15 protein-coding genes and 1 pseudogene are annotated in these 15335 nt (G+C 38.1%); 9 read left to right on the top strand and 7 right to left on the bottom strand.

From position 1 onward, the window contains the following. The first annotated feature begins 888 nt into the window (after positions 1–888). From LB467_RS16805 to LB467_RS16770, 8 genes are all read left to right on the top strand, one after another. Positions 889–1290 carry a prepilin-type N-terminal cleavage/methylation domain-containing protein gene (locus LB467_RS16805; protein WP_224475211.1) on the top strand — a complete coding sequence of 134 codons (402 nt, stop codon included), beginning with the start codon at positions 889–891 and terminating at the stop codon, positions 1288–1290. A 480-nt stretch (positions 1291–1770) separates the two neighbouring features. Then, a complete protein-coding gene (locus LB467_RS16800; protein WP_224475210.1) occupies positions 1771–3186 on the top strand; it encodes a GspE/PulE family protein in 1416 nt (471 codons plus the stop codon). Beyond that, entirely contained in the window at positions 3186–5351 is a 2166-nt protein-coding gene (locus LB467_RS16795; RefSeq protein ID WP_224475209.1) for a type II secretion system protein GspD, read from the top strand. Before LB467_RS16800 ends, LB467_RS16795 begins: the two co-directional genes overlap by 1 nt. Beyond that, positions 5351–6571 carry a hypothetical protein gene (locus tag LB467_RS16790; RefSeq protein ID WP_224475208.1) on the top strand — a complete coding sequence of 407 codons (1221 nt, stop codon included), beginning with the start codon at positions 5351–5353 and terminating at the stop codon, positions 6569–6571. Before LB467_RS16795 ends, LB467_RS16790 begins: the two co-directional genes overlap by 1 nt. Further along, entirely contained in the window at positions 6555–7073 is a 519-nt protein-coding gene (locus tag LB467_RS16785) for a hypothetical protein (RefSeq protein ID WP_224475207.1), read from the top strand. Before LB467_RS16790 ends, LB467_RS16785 begins: the two co-directional genes overlap by 17 nt. A 36-nt stretch (positions 7074–7109) precedes the next feature. Further along, positions 7110–7247, top strand: a complete 138-nt coding sequence (locus LB467_RS16780; RefSeq protein ID WP_224475206.1) for a hypothetical protein — start codon at positions 7110–7112, stop codon at positions 7245–7247. Between the two features lie 167 nt (positions 7248–7414). After that, positions 7415–9061: a ThiF family adenylyltransferase gene (locus LB467_RS16775; protein WP_224475205.1), complete on the top strand. Its 1647-nt coding sequence runs from the start codon at positions 7415–7417 to the stop codon at positions 9059–9061. Next, complete coding sequence (locus tag LB467_RS16770; RefSeq protein ID WP_224475204.1) at positions 9036–9503, top strand: Mov34/MPN/PAD-1 family protein; 468 nt, start codon at positions 9036–9038, stop codon at positions 9501–9503. Before LB467_RS16775 ends, LB467_RS16770 begins: the two co-directional genes overlap by 26 nt. Positions 9504–9531: 28 nt before the next feature. Here the strand turns inward: LB467_RS16770 and LB467_RS16765 are convergent, their stop codons facing one another. Genes LB467_RS16765 through LB467_RS16735 form a run of 7 tightly spaced genes read right to left on the bottom strand, consistent with a single transcriptional unit; the run spans position 9532 to position 14759 of the window. After that, a complete protein-coding gene (locus LB467_RS16765) occupies positions 9532–10659 on the bottom strand; it encodes a type II secretion system F family protein (protein ID WP_224475203.1) in 1128 nt (375 codons plus the stop codon). Further along, positions 10659–11120, bottom strand: a complete 462-nt coding sequence (locus tag LB467_RS16760; RefSeq protein ID WP_224475202.1) for a PulJ/GspJ family protein — start codon at positions 11118–11120, stop codon at positions 10659–10661. Before LB467_RS16760 ends, LB467_RS16765 begins: the two co-directional genes overlap by 1 nt. Beyond that, entirely contained in the window at positions 11117–11437 is a 321-nt protein-coding gene (locus LB467_RS16755) for a hypothetical protein (protein WP_224475201.1), read from the bottom strand. The genes LB467_RS16760 and LB467_RS16755 overlap by 4 nt, the downstream gene beginning before the upstream one ends. Further along, positions 11425–12675 carry a hypothetical protein gene (locus tag LB467_RS16750; RefSeq protein WP_224475200.1) on the bottom strand — a complete coding sequence of 417 codons (1251 nt, stop codon included), beginning with the start codon at positions 12673–12675 and terminating at the stop codon, positions 11425–11427. Before LB467_RS16750 ends, LB467_RS16755 begins: the two co-directional genes overlap by 13 nt. Before the next feature lie 2 nt (positions 12676–12677). After that, positions 12678–13142 (bottom strand): hypothetical protein, encoded by a 465-nt coding sequence (locus tag LB467_RS16745; protein WP_224475199.1) that lies wholly within the window; start codon positions 13140–13142, stop codon positions 12678–12680. 11 nt (positions 13143–13153) lie between these two features. Beyond that, entirely contained in the window at positions 13154–14083 is a 930-nt protein-coding gene (locus LB467_RS16740; protein ID WP_224475198.1) for a hypothetical protein, read from the bottom strand. Between the two features lies 1 nt (position 14084). Further along, positions 14085–14759 carry a hypothetical protein gene (locus tag LB467_RS16735; protein ID WP_224475197.1) on the bottom strand — a complete coding sequence of 225 codons (675 nt, stop codon included), beginning with the start codon at positions 14757–14759 and terminating at the stop codon, positions 14085–14087. 235 nt (positions 14760–14994) lie between these two features. Here LB467_RS16735 and LB467_RS16730 point away from each other — a divergent pair. Further along, positions 14995–15315, top strand: a pseudogene (locus LB467_RS16730) (transcriptional regulator); the annotation flags it as partial. Positions 15316–15335: the final 20 nt, after the last annotated feature.

The raw sequence follows: 15335 nt of genomic DNA, 5'->3' as shown, positions 1-15335 counted from the left end.
TTTTGAGTATTAGCCTCTTTGAGAAAGTAACTATAAATCAACTACTTAACAATAAAGAATACAGAAAGAATATTAATGACGATTATAACCAACTGAAAATGTTTAATTTATAACCGGACACTAGTGACAATTGATATAAAATTAAATGTTTAAAAAATTGACGGAGGTATGGAAAACCATATAATAATTATGGTTTAGATATTCTTTTATACATTTTAATAGCTAATAAACATATTAGGCATTAACTGAAGATTTCCATTAGCTTTATTTAAATGAAAAGAAAATCTCGCTAAATAAAAAGAGTAATCGGTTACTTTCACCAGCTCTGGTTAAAAAGAGTGCTATGAAGCAATTAAATCTCAGTAAAGAACTGGGGTTTTCTTAATTAAGCTTCTTGCAAATTAAGAAAAATGAAACTATAGATAAGAACACCAAAACGGGTTGCATCAGGATCTGTTTTGGCTGCAACTTTTCCATTTTCGCATTGAGCTTTTGTTTAACTTTCTCATCGATGTCCTTATCCTTCAAGGTCTGGCTTATAATTCAATAGCATGTGAAACCTCAGGATCAATAGATTAAAAAGCTGGCTGATTAGTTAATCATTTTCTCTTCTTCATAAACGCTCTATAAATATTTTATAGAATTCTATTATTTGTTTTTTTGGTGCTCACTTTACACCTGTTGATGGATTTATCTCACACAAAAAGCATAGCGGTTTGCTTGACCTTTTATTGCGTCCCATCCACAGGAAAGTTCTTCTAGAGATAGTAATCCATGTTCTGCTAATAAAATTATTACCTGAATAAGTCAAATAACTAAGAAAACCGTAAATATTTTACGGTTTACCGGAATAACCATTCTGCCTTTATTACTTACTATTGCTATACTATGAGAATCAAAAAATTACCTTCGTTCAACCTTCAGGAAATGCTTATCGTTTTGGCTATCCTGGGTATTTTGCTATTAATAGCCTTGCCTAACTTTATGCCTTTAATAAGTAAAACGAAGGCGCAGGAGGCTCAGATTCAGCTAAAATACATCTCTAATCTTCAAAAACAACACCAATACCTTCACTCGAAGTATTCAGCAGATTTTAATGAAATAAATTATGAAGCACCGCGAACGGTGTTGGAGAATGGAAGTGCTAATTATCAGTACGAGGTAATAGAGGCCTCTTTAAACAATTTTAAGGTAAGAGCAACCGCAGTGGTGGATTTTGATGGAGACGGTATTTTCAATGTTTGGGAAATAGATAATGAAGGAAATCCAAAACAAATAATTAAAGATTGATAGCAATACTTGCACTAAGGATTTTTCTCCTAATAGGTCTTTCCTTTATTCTTTATCAGGATGTTAAGGAGAGAGCTGTATGGTGGTTCCTTTTTCCTGTATTTGGCGCAATTGCAGGATACCTTCATTATAATGAAAGTCTTTCTGTTCTTTTCTTTCGAAATATTATTATCAACATATTGGCTACTGGATTTATCTTCCTGTTCTCTTTTTTTTACGCCCGGATAAAAATGAAGGTTAATTTTTTTAGAGAGGCTATCGGGATCGGAGACATCTTGTTTTTCTTAGCCCTTGCACTAGCTTTTCCAACGGCTACTTATGTTGTAATCCTAGTTTTCAGTATGATTTTCTCACTAGGTCTGCATACTTTTATTTCCAGAAAACAAAATAGTACGGTTCCATTGGCCGGATATGCTTCTTTATTTCTTATTTGCATATATCTATCCAACTGGTTTGGCATTTACAAAAACCTTTATTTTAATGGATAACCTGTTTAACATCCCTGTAGCCTTAAAGCAGCTGATAACAGCAAATCAAGCATTTCATCACAGAATAGTACCTGTCGAAAAGTCTGAAGATAAAATAGTTTTTAAAACTGACTCGGAAAACCTACATGAGCTGGAACAGGAACTTCAAGTATTATTTGGATATGGCTTAAAATTAGAACAAGAAACTTCCACTACTCTGCAGTCCTACCTTTCCCTGAATTACAGGCAAACTACCACTACTGAAACTCAAGAGCTTAACTTCAAAAATAATTTTCTGCAACAATTGCTTCAGACAGCGAAAGATTATGGGAGTAGTGATATACATCTAGAACCATACGAAGATAGGTGCAGGGTACGTTTTAGACTGGACGGAAAACTGAAAGAACAGTTTTCTATTGCCTCTATCGAATATCCCCAGATCATAAATCAAATTAAAATTCAGGCGGGATTAGATATTTCACAGAAGCGCCTTTCGCAAGATGGACGAATAACCGTTAAATCTTCCAATCAGGATTTTGATATAAGGGTTTCTACCTTACCTACCCTCCACGGAGAAAAAATAGTACTTCGTATCCTTAAACGAGATGCCGAAGAAGTCAGTTTGACTGATTTAGGTTTTACTAAAAAAGAACTTTCCCTTTACCTGGAGGGAATTAAAAAACCAAATGGTATTGTTCTCATCTCAGGCCCAACCGGTTCTGGCAAAACCACTACCTTATATGGAACCCTAAAATTGTTAAACCAGGAAAGTACCAACATTCTTACTATTGAAGATCCTATAGAATACACTTTGGCGGGTATTAATCAAGTACAGCTCAAGGAAGATATAGGCTTTGATTTTCCAGCAGCTTTACGCACGTTCCTGCGCCAGGATCCGGATATTATCATGGTTGGGGAAATAAGGGACGAGAAAACGGCCACCATGGCAATAAAAGCCGCTTTAACTGGACATCTGGTACTCTCAACGATCCACACAAACTCTGCCTGGTCTACAGTTTCAAGGTTAATCGATATGGGAATACCCCCTTATCTTATCTCCAGCACCCTAAATACCAGCGTGGCTCAGCGTCTGGTAAGGAAATTATGTGATGACTGCAAACAACCGGCAGGTATTGAAAAAGCAATTTTGCCTCCGGGATTTAAAGTACCTTCTAAAATGATCCAGCATTTTCTCCCCACGGGATGTCCCAAATGTTTCCATACAGGTTATCGCGGAAGAAAAGCTATTTATGAAATAATTCCTGTTACCAAAAGCCTGGAGTTTTTAATTAAAGAAAATGAATTTCAAATAGATAATTTTCTCAAAGAAAAGAATCTTTCAACTCTTAAAATAAATGCTGAGCGAATGATTATTGCCGGAGAAACATCCATCGAAGAAGTCTATTCCCTATTAAACAGCGAACATTGATGCCCTACAAGAAATACATTTTTATACTTTTATTCATACTTGGTGTTAAAGCTTTTGCTCAAGCAGAAAGCCGATTATATTCTATTGAAAATCATATTGAACTCCTCAAAGTTGAACACCCTGAATTTGAAGAAACGGTAAATGTTAATATTAGCCATACTACCTTATCGAATCTTCTTTTGGCTATTTCCAAGGTTCACGGGATCAACCTTAATGTTTCTCCACAGCTTGAGGAAATCGAAATAATCAATAATTTCTCGAATGTTAGTATTGCAGATTTACTCATTTTCCTTGTAAAAGAATATAACCTTGATATCCAGTTTACAGGAAGCATCATTTCTATATCTAAGTTTGAACCACCGGCAAAAGCTCCTATAGAAAAAGAGATTGCAGCAACATACGATCCATCATTAAATCTTATAAGCCTGGATCTACAGAATGATCCCCTTAACAAGGTTTTCAGAAAAATCACAGATGTTTCAGGCAAAAACATGGTATTTGCTCCAGGAATGGAAAAGCATTCCCTTTCAGTATACCTTAGCCGTGTTCCTTTCGATATTGCAATGGAAAAACTCGCGATCTCCAACAATCTTGAGGTAATCCAGTCCAGGGATGGCTTCTTTATTTTTAACAGTAGTGAAACCGAAAATAACAAATCTGGTGTCAATAGAGCCATCAGCAAGGCAGACAATTTTTATTATAGCATTTTAGATCCTGACCGAAAACTTCTTGAAGTAGACTTCAAGAATGTTCCGGCATCAGACATTATTTATACCCTTGGAGAAGATCTTAATCTCGATACATTCACTGCCTCTTCGTTGGCCGGAATAGGAAATGTTACTGTTAAGGCTGAGGAAATTTTCTATGATACCCTTTTAAATAAAATTTTTGAAAGTATTAATTCTAGTGGCACAGGAGAATTATCACAAAACAATAAAGCAGTAGAGCAATCCCTTCAACGAAATTTAACAAATAATACCAGAGAAACCGAAAAAAGATTTACTTTTAAAAAAGAGGGTGATATTTATTTCTTTGGTACTGAGGATCAATTGTCTCTTAAAAAAGTAGAAGTTGTTCAAATGATGCACCGATCCATTGAATTGCTAAGTAATCCTTCCAGAAACAATCAAAGCAGACGCACTGATAGAAATAATTTTAGGGCTCCAAACGCCAATTATTTTCCGGGAAATAACAATAATCAAAATTTTGACAGCGGAAACCTCCAACCTACCAACAATAATCTTAGAAATTCAGTAAGTACAACTGAAACCTCCACCGAAGCCATACAAAAAATCATTCCTGATGAACTTCTGAAAGGAATAGATTTAAAAATAGATTCTGAATTAAACAGCTTCGTTGTGAGTGGACCAGCTGCAAGAATTGAACGTTTTAAGAAATTCGTGCAATACATTGACAAACCTGTACCGGTAATACTTATTGAGGTAATGATTTTAGAAGTAAATAGAACTGCAATAGTGGAAACCGGTGTCTCTTTCGGTATTGGAGATGAAGCAGTTCAAACTAAAGGCCGTGCATTCCCATCTGCTGATATGCAAATAGGAGCTCAAACCATAAATCGGGTGATAGGAGGCTTTAATGGTTTTGGAGCACTTAATATGGGAAAGGTCCTTCCGGAATTCTATATGAACATAAAGGCAATGGAAACCAATGGAAACCTTAAGATTCTTTCTACACCTAAACTAAGTACACTTAACGGACACAAAGCTCACCTTTCCAGTGGAGAAACAACCTATTATGCCGTTACTAGTCAAAGCTTCTTTGGCTCACAAATACCCCAGACATCAGAAGTAACTAATTACTATCCTATTGATGCCGAACTCGCTTTAGAAATAATGCCTTTTGTTTCGGGAGATGGAGAAATCACATTAGATATAAATGTTGTTCAATCAAACTTTAATGGAGAACGAATAGCCCAGGATGCTCCTCCTGGAATGAATAGCAGGGAATTTTCCTCCATTATCAGAATGAGGGACCAGGACGTTGCCATCCTTGGAGGAATTGAGGAACGTACAAAAGACGACTCTGGCTCAGGAGTTCCTTTGCTCGCCCGGGTACCCATAATCAAATGGTTGTTTAGTGAAAGAAGACGAGAGGACTCCAAGAAAAAACTAAATATTTTAATTAAACCAACTGTTATTTACTGATGAGTTCCCGATTCACGACATACTGGAACTATGGCAGCACATATTGTGGGCTTGAATATAGCAGTAATACCGATGGAAGCACTGTAATTCGTGGTATAACAGCCTTGAAAAGAATGGGGGAATTTGATATCACAAATACATTCGAGGCTAAAGAATTTTCTGAATTTGCTGAAAATATTTCCAAATATCAACATGCTTTTCTTTGTATTACGAGTAATCAGGTTCTTTTAAAATCTATACCCAATAAGGGACCGGTTGCAAAAATCGTTTCATCTGCTTTCCCTAATATTGATCTCGATGACTTTTATTTTGAGATTCTCAATACCCCTGTGGGAAGTATAATTGCCCTTTGCCGAAAAGATCATGTAAATAAGATAATAGCCACACTTGAACTACAAGGTGTAAAAATCATTGGTTTCTCTCTGGGATTTTTTTCTGTCCAACATTTGCTAAGAGCAATTGGAGAAAGAGAATTTATTGCTTCCTCCTATTGCATTAGTGCTGACGACAAATCCGTTTTGTCTTATGAAAAAACGGAAAAAATGTCGGACGATACTGTTTATCAAATTAGCGACACTAAAGTCAGTTCAAAATTCTTACTAACCCTGGCAGGACTTTTTAACTATTCAGGAAACAGTGTTCATAATATCTCCAACACTGATAGCAGGAACAACGAATTACGAAAAGAGCATTCCCAGAAAGTCTTCTTCCGGAAAGCAATGGCTACTGCTGTTTCTGCCCTGTTATTGTTACTCCTTATTAATTTCCTTTTGTTCTCAAACTACTATAATAGATTTCAGGAATTAACTTTCCAATATCAGACGGAACTATCAGAAAAAGAATCCTACAATCAAAAACTGGCAGAAATCCTTCAGAAGGAAGAAGTGGTAAAGAACATCTTAAATAACAGTAATTCCCGCAGCACATTCTATCTCAACAGGCTGACTGCCGATAAACCTGCTTCAGTAAGTTTTATTGAGTTTATCTATCAACCTTTTCAGAAACCGGTGAAAGAAAACCAACCAATTTCCCTAGAGCTGGGTACAATAAGGATAGGTGGGGAAAGTACAAATGAAAACGAATTTTCAAACTGGACGAGAGATCTGGAAAAAATTCCATGGATCGCAGAAACCAAAATTTCAGGCTTTGGTTACAGCAGTACAGGAAATTCTGATTTCGTTCTTATTTTGAAATTGAAACCTCATGAAACAAAAGACTAAAAATAACTTATTAGTTGGGGGCTTCGTATTGGTTCTTGTAATATCCTACCAATACTCCTTCTCCCGAACCTTGAAAGTTAAAATGGACCTTGAAGATGTGGAGCAACAAATAGAGCAAACGGCAGCCACAATAAAGGATTCAAAAGGCTTAAGACTAAAAGAAATTTATTTTGATTCCATCATAAAGGCCAATAGGGCCGAAAGCCACTCCCTGCAAAACAATTTATTGGAAGTACTCAATAGGCATTCAGGGGAGTACGACTATAAGATCATAGATTTTAAAGAGCCTCACGTCCAGGATTTAGACGATAAGCAGGGGGTGATAACTTCTTTCCGTTTTATACTTGAAGGAGAATACAAAAACATCGAAAAGATACTGTACAAGCTGGAAAACGATCATAGCTTTGGTTCAGTTTCTCATATAGGTTTTGAAAAGAAAAAAGATTACAAACTAAATAAAATTTTTTTGCAGTGTAGCATTTTAGTTCAGTATATTGAATAAAGGTAAATATTAATTTTTAACTAAAATCAAGTTATTATGTCCAAACCAGAGACCCCAGGCAAGCCTGATCAACCAGGGAAGCCAAATCAACCAGGAAGACCCGACAAGCCGGTGAAGCCGGAACCCAAACCTCATAATCCTCCAAAACCACCTGGAACAAGACCGGTAGGATAATGGCAGTATGGCATGAAGAAAAGCCTCACATACTTCGGGAAGAGCTGGAAAGTCTTACTTCCCGGGGTATTCGGCTTGGGGAAGAGAAGCGATCCTTAAAGGACTCTATATTAATTCTGAACTGCATAATCCCGAGAGGAACTTTCGACATAGACGTCGGAGAAGATTTGCTTATTGAAATTGAATTCCCAAACAATTACCCGTATTTTCGGCCAGAAGTTATTTTAAAAAACTATTCTCTCCCTAGACATCAACACCCGTCAGGAAAAAACCTGTGCTTAATCCCCCGGCCCACCCAATATTGGCAAGTAGTTTCTATTGGAGAATTTCTGGAGACTCGCCTTCCACTGGTATTAGCTAAAGGAGAAATTAAAGATCAAACGGAAATAGCCTTAGATCCAGAGGAACAAGCAGAACCTATATCAGAAAATTATATCAATCAACCTAAGCTGTCGGTAATTAGCGACAGACCCTCCTTTTTCTCGTACCCCTTACCGGAAGAGCAAGAAGGTCTGGAGGTATTAAAGCATGGTTTCGTGGATCTCTCGTATCCAGATAACTCAAACACCATTGATCTTCTTATAGATCCTGAAAAGCTGGAAGAAAGTTTGGAGAAGAATTTAAGTTTTATTGCAAAAAGGTGGTTGGATAGTGAATCAGTCCTTATTGATGGAGCCTTTCCCTTTCAGCATAAGAATCACCACACGAAAAAAACCAAATGGTACCTTCTAAACCGGTTTCCATCTTTTATCGATGACAGAAGTGGTTTTAAAGAATTCTACGCAGAATTGAAGAATAAGGATATTCCCCTTCCCAAGAACCTCAAGATAAAAACGAAGGATATTGAATTAGAATATCTAACTTGTCTCATCTTTCCTGAGGAAATTGCAAAAGGTGAAATGGGATGGGGTTGGATGTTTCTCAGCCAGGGTAAATTAAAAAGCAATGGCAGATCCAGTTTACAGCAGATCCAGTTAAACATACCCATTCAAAGTATAGCCAAAGAAGATGTACAACTCAGAATTCCCGAATCTTCCGGTTTTCAGGAAAAAACTATTTCGGTAGTCGGCCTCGGAACTCTCGGCGCTTTATCTGCCCTAGAAATGGCTAAAAATGGAGTGAAAAAATTAATACTTATGGATTTTGATAACGTGGATACAACCTCCAATGTGCGATGGCCTTTAGGATATGAATATGTAGGGCAACAAAAGACAGTTGCTTTGAAAAATTTCATCAACAAAAATTTTCCTAAGGTGGAAGTAGAAATTCTGATCCATCGGATAGGAAGTCTCCAGGATGCTTTCAGAAATGAAAATCAAAAAATAGAAAAGTTTTTGAACACCGATTTGATTTATGATTCTTCTGCCGAAGAAGGTGTGAATCATTTTCTTTCACATCTTTGTAGAAAAAAAGGCGTCCCATATTTTGTCATTGAAGGGCGCCGGGGTGGCTGGGGAGGTGTGATTGCCAGAGTTCTCCCAGTGGGTAAAAAGGGATGCTGGATGTGCTTACAGCATGCTTTATTTGATAAGACCATTACTCCTCCCCCAGACGATAGCAAAGGAGGAATCCAAGCGAAAGGTTGTGGTGATATTACCTTTACAGGATCAAGTTTTGACATGTATAATATTAGTTTAGCCGGCGTCAAACTGCTAGCCCAGACCTTAAAAGGAGTAAAAGCAGGTTATGACGTGGGAGTTTTGTCTATGGTTGATGAAAACGAAAATCCTATTCTTCCCAAATGGGACTCCTATGAGTTAAATATTCATCCAAACTGTCCTTATTGTCATGAACGTGATCTGGATAAGGAGTGATCTCTATGAAGATATCATAGGAGCAGTTAAAACTTTTCTACCCTACGAGACAGGAGGTATTCTTCTTGGCTACGTTGATGTTCAGGAAAATTTGGTTGTGACAAAAATTGTGGATCCGGGGCCAGAGGCGGTCCATAGGAAAGATTACTTTCTTCCTGATGGATCTTTTCAGCAAAAGGAAATTGACAAGGTATTCCAAGAAACGGAAGGCGAGGAGACCTATTTGGGAGATTGGCATTCTCATCCTTATAAAAGGCCATTTCTGAGTGACATAGACCTAGATACTTTGCAAAGAATCGCCACCCACAAACCTTCAGGTACAGACGAGCCGGTATTTTTAATAGTAGGCACAAATCCTCTGAAATTAAAGTGCTGGCAATATTCCGCTACCAAACATGAACCTATAGGCCTGGAGATAAGGATTTGGACTGATAATTTGTAAAGGCAGCCTTTTTGCTTTCCTTCAACTTTCACCCAATCACACTACTCAACCTGAACATAGGCAAATACATGGCAATTAGGATTACACCGACGATCAAACCGACCATAAGCGTAAGAATGGGATTAAGAATATTGGTAATTGTTTTTGACTGATGCTCTACTTCCCGGGAGTATTGAGCGTAGAGTTTTTTAAAGACATATTCCGTTTGGTTAGTCTCTTCGGCCACCGTGAGTAGGGCGATCATCTTTTTATCAAAAAGAGAGTGCTTTTTAAAGCTATCGCTCATTCGCTGGCCTTGGAGAATATCGGCTTCGATGGATTGCAGGCTCTTTTGAAGCGGATGAAAATTTACCATTTCCCGCACCATGGCCAGCCCATTAACTACCGGAATCTTTGAATTTGTGAGGAGCATCATGGTATGAGTGAAGCGGGTGATATAAATTTTTCTCACGTACTCTCCAATTACTGGGATCTTAAGAGAAATTCGACCGCTGTACCTTCTAAACCATTCCTTTTTTCTACTGGTCCTCAGCCCAATAGTTACAGCTACCGTTCCAAGCAGCATATAAATCCCATTTACCTCAAGGAGATGGGAAGCTTTTACAATCATCTGAGTCAAAAAGGGCAGTTCCACCTGATTCTGTTCAAAAATGTCTTCGAACATCGGTACCACATATTTCAGCATAAAGAAAACTACGATAAATGCAGTAAATAAAACGATTAGTGGATATGTTAATGAAGAAATTACCTGTCTTCTCTGTTCATTTTTACGCTGGTAATATTCTGCCAGGTCATTAGTCACAAAATTAAGCTGCCCGGTTTGCTCACCTATTTTTATCGCCCGGTATTCATAAGGTGTAAAATTGCTGTCTTTTTCCATGGCAGCCGCAAGAGTACTACCTTTAATGATCTGCTCATTAAGCTCCTTAATAATTTTTCTGTCTTTTTCCTTTTGGGATTCTTCAATAAGGTCCAGTGCCATTTTTAAATTAACCCCGGACTTTAGTAGTACAGAAATTTCGGAATAAAACTGCTCCTTTTTCTTATCTGAAAAGGACTTTCCGAATAGCCTGATCTCTTTCTTTAGTAAAGTATCCAAAGAGGCTGTTGTTTCGGCTTTTTTACCAGATTGGACCTGTTCGATCTTAATCCCCATTAGTCAAAGTAGGTTTTAGCGTCATTTTTTTTCGAGATAAAAATAAAGCTCCCTGAAGGTTTCCCCAGCAAAATTTTGACTGCATCTACCTTGCCCTCGGAAATAATGTTACCAAGAAAAAAAAATTGAACTTCCTGAACAGAAACCGGGACAGTGTCAAGGTCTCGAAGGAACAAATGTTCTGGAAAAGTATAACTTACTGAGTCGCGTGGATTCCTCAGATGTAATTTCTCTGACCTTCCATTGAAACGAATATCGTGGTATTTGTTAAAATCAATCGTCAATTGCTGTTTTATATGTTGCACTTCAGTTGTAGTGGAATAATTGTTTTTAATAGACCTTAAATTGCTTTGCACCAGGTCAAGGACTGAAAATGCCATACCAACCACTATCGCGCTAATTACCAAGACCACTAAGATCTCGTTAAGAGTAAAGGCCGGTATTTTGTTCTTGTTTCTCAATTTACAAATAGCTGTATTTGATATTCCTGGCCATTCCTTAAATTCTGAACATTAATTTCTTGCTTTGGTCCAACCTCTTCAGCAGATATAATCCAATATGGACCTTCCTCATAAAACGGGAGAGGGAGCTTACCATATTCTGAAAGGTATTTTAATTCCTGCACCCTGTTCTGCAGTAAATTATTATCTGCCTTGACCGAGTTCAGAAAGATATTATTAAAGCTGAGGCTGGCAATCATAAATACCACCACAATTATTACTGATGCGGTCAAGGTCTCCACCAGGCTCGCCCCTTTTAACTTTTTCAATAGAGCCATGCTGCTACTTTTTTTTCCGTTCCTTCCAGTACCAATCCGCCCATTTCCGGTTTCACATTGCCCGTCAAGACTTTACCATCATAGATATGGTTGATATAAAGGGAGCCCCTATGGTTTGCTACAAAATATTTGGTGTAAAGACTTCCCTTAACGGTTCCTTCTAATTCTGTGTACCCTTCGCAATACACATTTCCTTCTATAAAAGAATTCTTCGCCAACAGCAAATCATTTTTACGGCCTTCCTGTTCTGAAGCATTCAGGTAAAGAATATTCCCTTCAAATAAGGTATGCTCCCCTATCTGTATTGTTGGTTTGTAAGAATTTTCGGGTTTTCTATTCTCCCCTTCTTTTGCAAAGACAACTATAGAAGAAGGATAGTGAAACCGGACTTTGTCCTCAATTACAGCTTCTTCAGAAATTACGTGGGCATTACCTTCAAATCCGGTCCTGACAATAACCTTAGGTGCCACCAGGAGAACCTGGTCAAGTTTTGCAAAAGGGGAAACTTCGATTTCCTTACGACTTACCACTACAATATTTCCGGAGAGTGATTCATTCAGGAAGATCTTATCAACCTGATATATTACCTGTCTATTCCCAAAAAACGAATTAGTGGAATTCTCTAATCTTATTACCGCCTCGCCTCCATCCGGAATAAAATTTAACATGTTTTGTGCATAAAATCGCCACCTGGCATCTAATTCAGGCAAATTTTGGGCGCTATGATACCTCCTTCCGTAAACCAGTTTATCTCCGGCATAATAATGACCTGCAATGCTCCCGGGCTTAATAATATTTTCGGGGGTATAAATATCTCCTTCAATCCTGGTATCTCCCACCAGCACCAGGGGAAGCTGATTATTTTCTAAGAAGATAGATAAACTACCTATTCCGGGACCTGCTGTACCTAACAGCGCGACTTTTTCAAAAGAAGTACTTCCCGCTCCTCCGCGGGAATGCACCAGTTGAAAACCTCCCCAAAAGTTGTTCTTCAGCACCACCGGCACGTCCTCAATTGCAATTTCCAGAGAATCTGTTAAATGATCATCAGAATTAACCAGATAGTCTATTCCCTTTTGAGAAGCCTCTATGTTATGCAAGACCTTATCGGTACGAAGGGAAAAATTACTGTAAGTGTAGGTGAATAGAAGAAATGAACTGAGCAATAACGCAACGATGACCGAGACAAGGATAGCGAACTGCAGGGCTGAAGCTTTTATTTTGTTCCCACCTCTCATGTTCAATTGTTCTTTGAAAAGGTTTTTCTATCTCCACGGAAAAGGAGCGTTACCTTTTCTGGCCCGGAAGCTATGATTTTTATTTCTTCAGCAGTTCCACCTTTTTCAATTAGGAATTGTCTACCGTTTATCTGAAGAATATGAACTTTAGAAGATTCTCCTGTATCAGAGATAAGCCCGAGATAGGAAACTTCAGGCCATTCCACTTTTTCCACAGGAAATACAGGCTTAGATTTTGATTGATCAGGTTTTTTGTAGTAGTGTCCCAGGAAAGGATCCCTATCAATAGGAAGCAAGGAAAAAGTATCTTTTTTAACCCTTATTATTTCCTTCCCAACCACTCCTGGAGCCTCACTCATGACTACGGTTTCATCTCCAAAAGCACCCACTACTTTGTAAATCACTATTCCCCAGATAATAACCACCAAGGGCAATAACAGATAAAGACTGGCTTTATTTTTTAGCATCCTGAAAGCTTTTAGTTAATGGTAAAAGAATAGACCTCGCTCCTTCCTCCCCAGTTTCCTGCGGCGTCATAAGACCTAATAAACCAGTAGAAGGTTTCATCACGATCGAGGGTTTTGTTATAAGAGGTGGTCACCCTTTCTTTTACCACCAACTCAGAGAGCTCCAGATCTTTGAAGACAAAGATGCTGTCTATTTCTTCTGAACCCTGGATATTATTCCTTTCCCATTCAAAAGTAACCTCAGGAACTGAAATATCTGCTTCATCTGCTGGGCTAATAAGTCGAGGGGTCTCCGGCTCAACAGTATCTACAAAAATTGATCGTTCAGAATATGCTGTATTTTGACTATCGTTTTCAGCTCTTACTCTCCAGGTTGTCGGTCCCTCAGGAAACCCAATAGTTAAATTAGTCCCTGTAATTGTTGTTTCTGTGACCACCTGCCCGTTTTGAATTATCTGCACCCGATAGACTGAAGCTTGTTCAATTTCTCCCCAGTCAAGGGTCATGTTATTTTCATTAGATAAATAGTTATCTGAAGGCGAAAAAAGGTTTACCCGTTGATCTGAAAATTCCTCGTTTATTTCTACTCTAAATGATGCAGAAGAAAAAGAAGTACTGTAGCCTGAATTGATGGCTTTAACCCGCCATTCATAATCACCTTCCGGCAGTTCTTCTAAATAAAAGTTATCTTCTGTAGTGCTATCTGTAATGATCTGCTGTGGAGCTAAAAAACCCGGAGTAGCGATTTGGAAATGATAGGTAGAAGCGCCCTCCACCGCTGTCCAGCGAAAACTAATAGTTGAAGTCTGGACTGTAACACCTTGACCCGGTGCGAGCATTTCTACGTTTGATATTGATATATCCTGTTCCAGTAAGATCTTTTCACAGGAATAAAACATTAATGACAGCGAGATTAGAGAAAGAGAAATAAATTTTTTCATGCTACAATTTTTCAAATATATCTTCACTTTTCAGTTTCTCTGGGTTCGTTTCTGTAACCCCGGGACAGGATCTGCCTTTTTTTCTAAAGGCCGCAATTTCCGGTTGACGCCTGTTATTTTCTCGCCAACAGAAGGCAGAAAAACCATAGCCAAATGAGGTTCCCTCGTTAAAATCAATAATATTTCTCGACCTGTCTTTATTCAACAACTCCAGGGAATAGGAGCTTGTTTTATTGTTCACCAGGTAAATTTCTGAAGCCTGGTCTATAAGACCAGCAACTTCAGAAGGGAAGTAGATTTCCATACTGGTAATTATCACGTTCCTCTGCGTTGCCTCCAAAAAGGTTTTTAAATTTTTATTTTCGGATTCATTTAATGTGGCAATTAAGCCAATTTTATCAGCTATTTCGATTTTGTAATAATAAGGTCTTAAATCCAGGGAATCAATGATCTTCAGCCTCTGGTCTTTTTGCAGTTCCTTTTTATTATGTTTCCTGAGGCTTCTTTTTTTATAGAGTTTCTTTTGAAAAGAAAGCCTGATCTTCTCTTCCAACTTTGGCACCCCGGCTTCAATGAATTCCGCAGACTGTAAGACACCGATTGTGCCAGGAAGCGGCTGTGAAGCTAGCGGCTTTAAACTATTACCGCCAAAGTCTACGACTTTACAGGAGCTCAAGCAGAAAAAAAATAAAATGAAATAGAAATGGATCCTCACACTCAATTATTTAGACCTTTTTCAGAAGTCATTACAAATGGCTTTAAAGGTATTCGAATACCAGATAAAGGGTGTTATGGGAAACCGTAGAAATTGTAGGGTTTTGTGAGATATTAACTCCAAAAGTCTAACTTAATGGCTGTAAAATTGACCGCCTTCCCGAACAGCGTTACATTAAGTAGGAAATGCACCCAAAAAGCTGGGGATTTCCCAGCAAAGCGTATCCCATATCGAGCAGAGCAAGACTTTGGAAGATAAGCTGGAACGAGTAGCTAAAGCCCTTGGTGTCTCCAAAGAAGCTATAGAGCATTTTTCTGAAGAAGCAATATTCAATAATATCCAGAATAACTACGAAGGATCAACTATCAATGCTGGCCCTACGGTTAATCATCAATGTACTTTTAATCCTCTGGACAAGCTAGTTGCAGCCTACGAAGAAAACAAAAAACTTTATGAACGCCTCGTACAGGCCGAGAAGGATAAAGTTTCTTATCTAGAGAAGCTAATAGAGAAATAAAAACTACCTCATTTAAGAGG

It is taken from the genome of Salegentibacter tibetensis (assembly GCF_020164485.1).
Taxonomy (GTDB): Bacteria; Bacteroidota; Bacteroidia; order Flavobacteriales; family Flavobacteriaceae; genus Salegentibacter; species Salegentibacter tibetensis.
Note: the sequence above shows the minus strand (reverse complement) of the source record. Positions and strands in the feature narration are given on the sequence as shown.

Excerpts from the sequence above, each read along its gene's own strand:
- LB467_RS16780 (WP_224475206.1), top strand. The coding sequence starts at position 7,110 with ATGTCCAAACCAGAGACCCCAGGCAAGCCTGATCAACCAGGGAAGCCA.
- LB467_RS16795 (WP_224475209.1), top strand. The coding sequence starts at position 3,186 with ATGCCCTACAAGAAATACATTTTTATACTTTTATTCATACTTGGTGTT.
- LB467_RS16755 (WP_224475201.1), bottom strand. The coding sequence starts at position 11,437 with ATGGCTCTATTGAAAAAGTTAAAAGGGGCGAGCCTGGTGGAGACCTTG.
- LB467_RS16750 (WP_224475200.1), bottom strand. The coding sequence starts at position 12,675 with ATGAGAGGTGGGAACAAAATAAAAGCTTCAGCCCTGCAGTTCGCTATC.
- LB467_RS16805 (WP_224475211.1), top strand. The coding sequence starts at position 889 with ATGAGAATCAAAAAATTACCTTCGTTCAACCTTCAGGAAATGCTTATC.
- LB467_RS16800 (WP_224475210.1), top strand. The coding sequence starts at position 1,771 with ATGGATAACCTGTTTAACATCCCTGTAGCCTTAAAGCAGCTGATAACA.
- LB467_RS16770 (WP_224475204.1), top strand. The coding sequence starts at position 9,036 with ATGAACGTGATCTGGATAAGGAGTGATCTCTATGAAGATATCATAGGA.
- LB467_RS16765 (WP_224475203.1), bottom strand. The coding sequence starts at position 10,659 with ATGGGGATTAAGATCGAACAGGTCCAATCTGGTAAAAAAGCCGAAACA.
- LB467_RS16785 (WP_224475207.1), top strand. The coding sequence starts at position 6,555 with ATGAAACAAAAGACTAAAAATAACTTATTAGTTGGGGGCTTCGTATTG.
- LB467_RS16745 (WP_224475199.1), bottom strand. The coding sequence starts at position 13,142 with ATGCTAAAAAATAAAGCCAGTCTTTATCTGTTATTGCCCTTGGTGGTT.
- LB467_RS16790 (WP_224475208.1), top strand. The coding sequence starts at position 5,351 with ATGAGTTCCCGATTCACGACATACTGGAACTATGGCAGCACATATTGT.
- LB467_RS16740 (WP_224475198.1), bottom strand. The coding sequence starts at position 14,083 with ATGAAAAAATTTATTTCTCTTTCTCTAATCTCGCTGTCATTAATGTTT.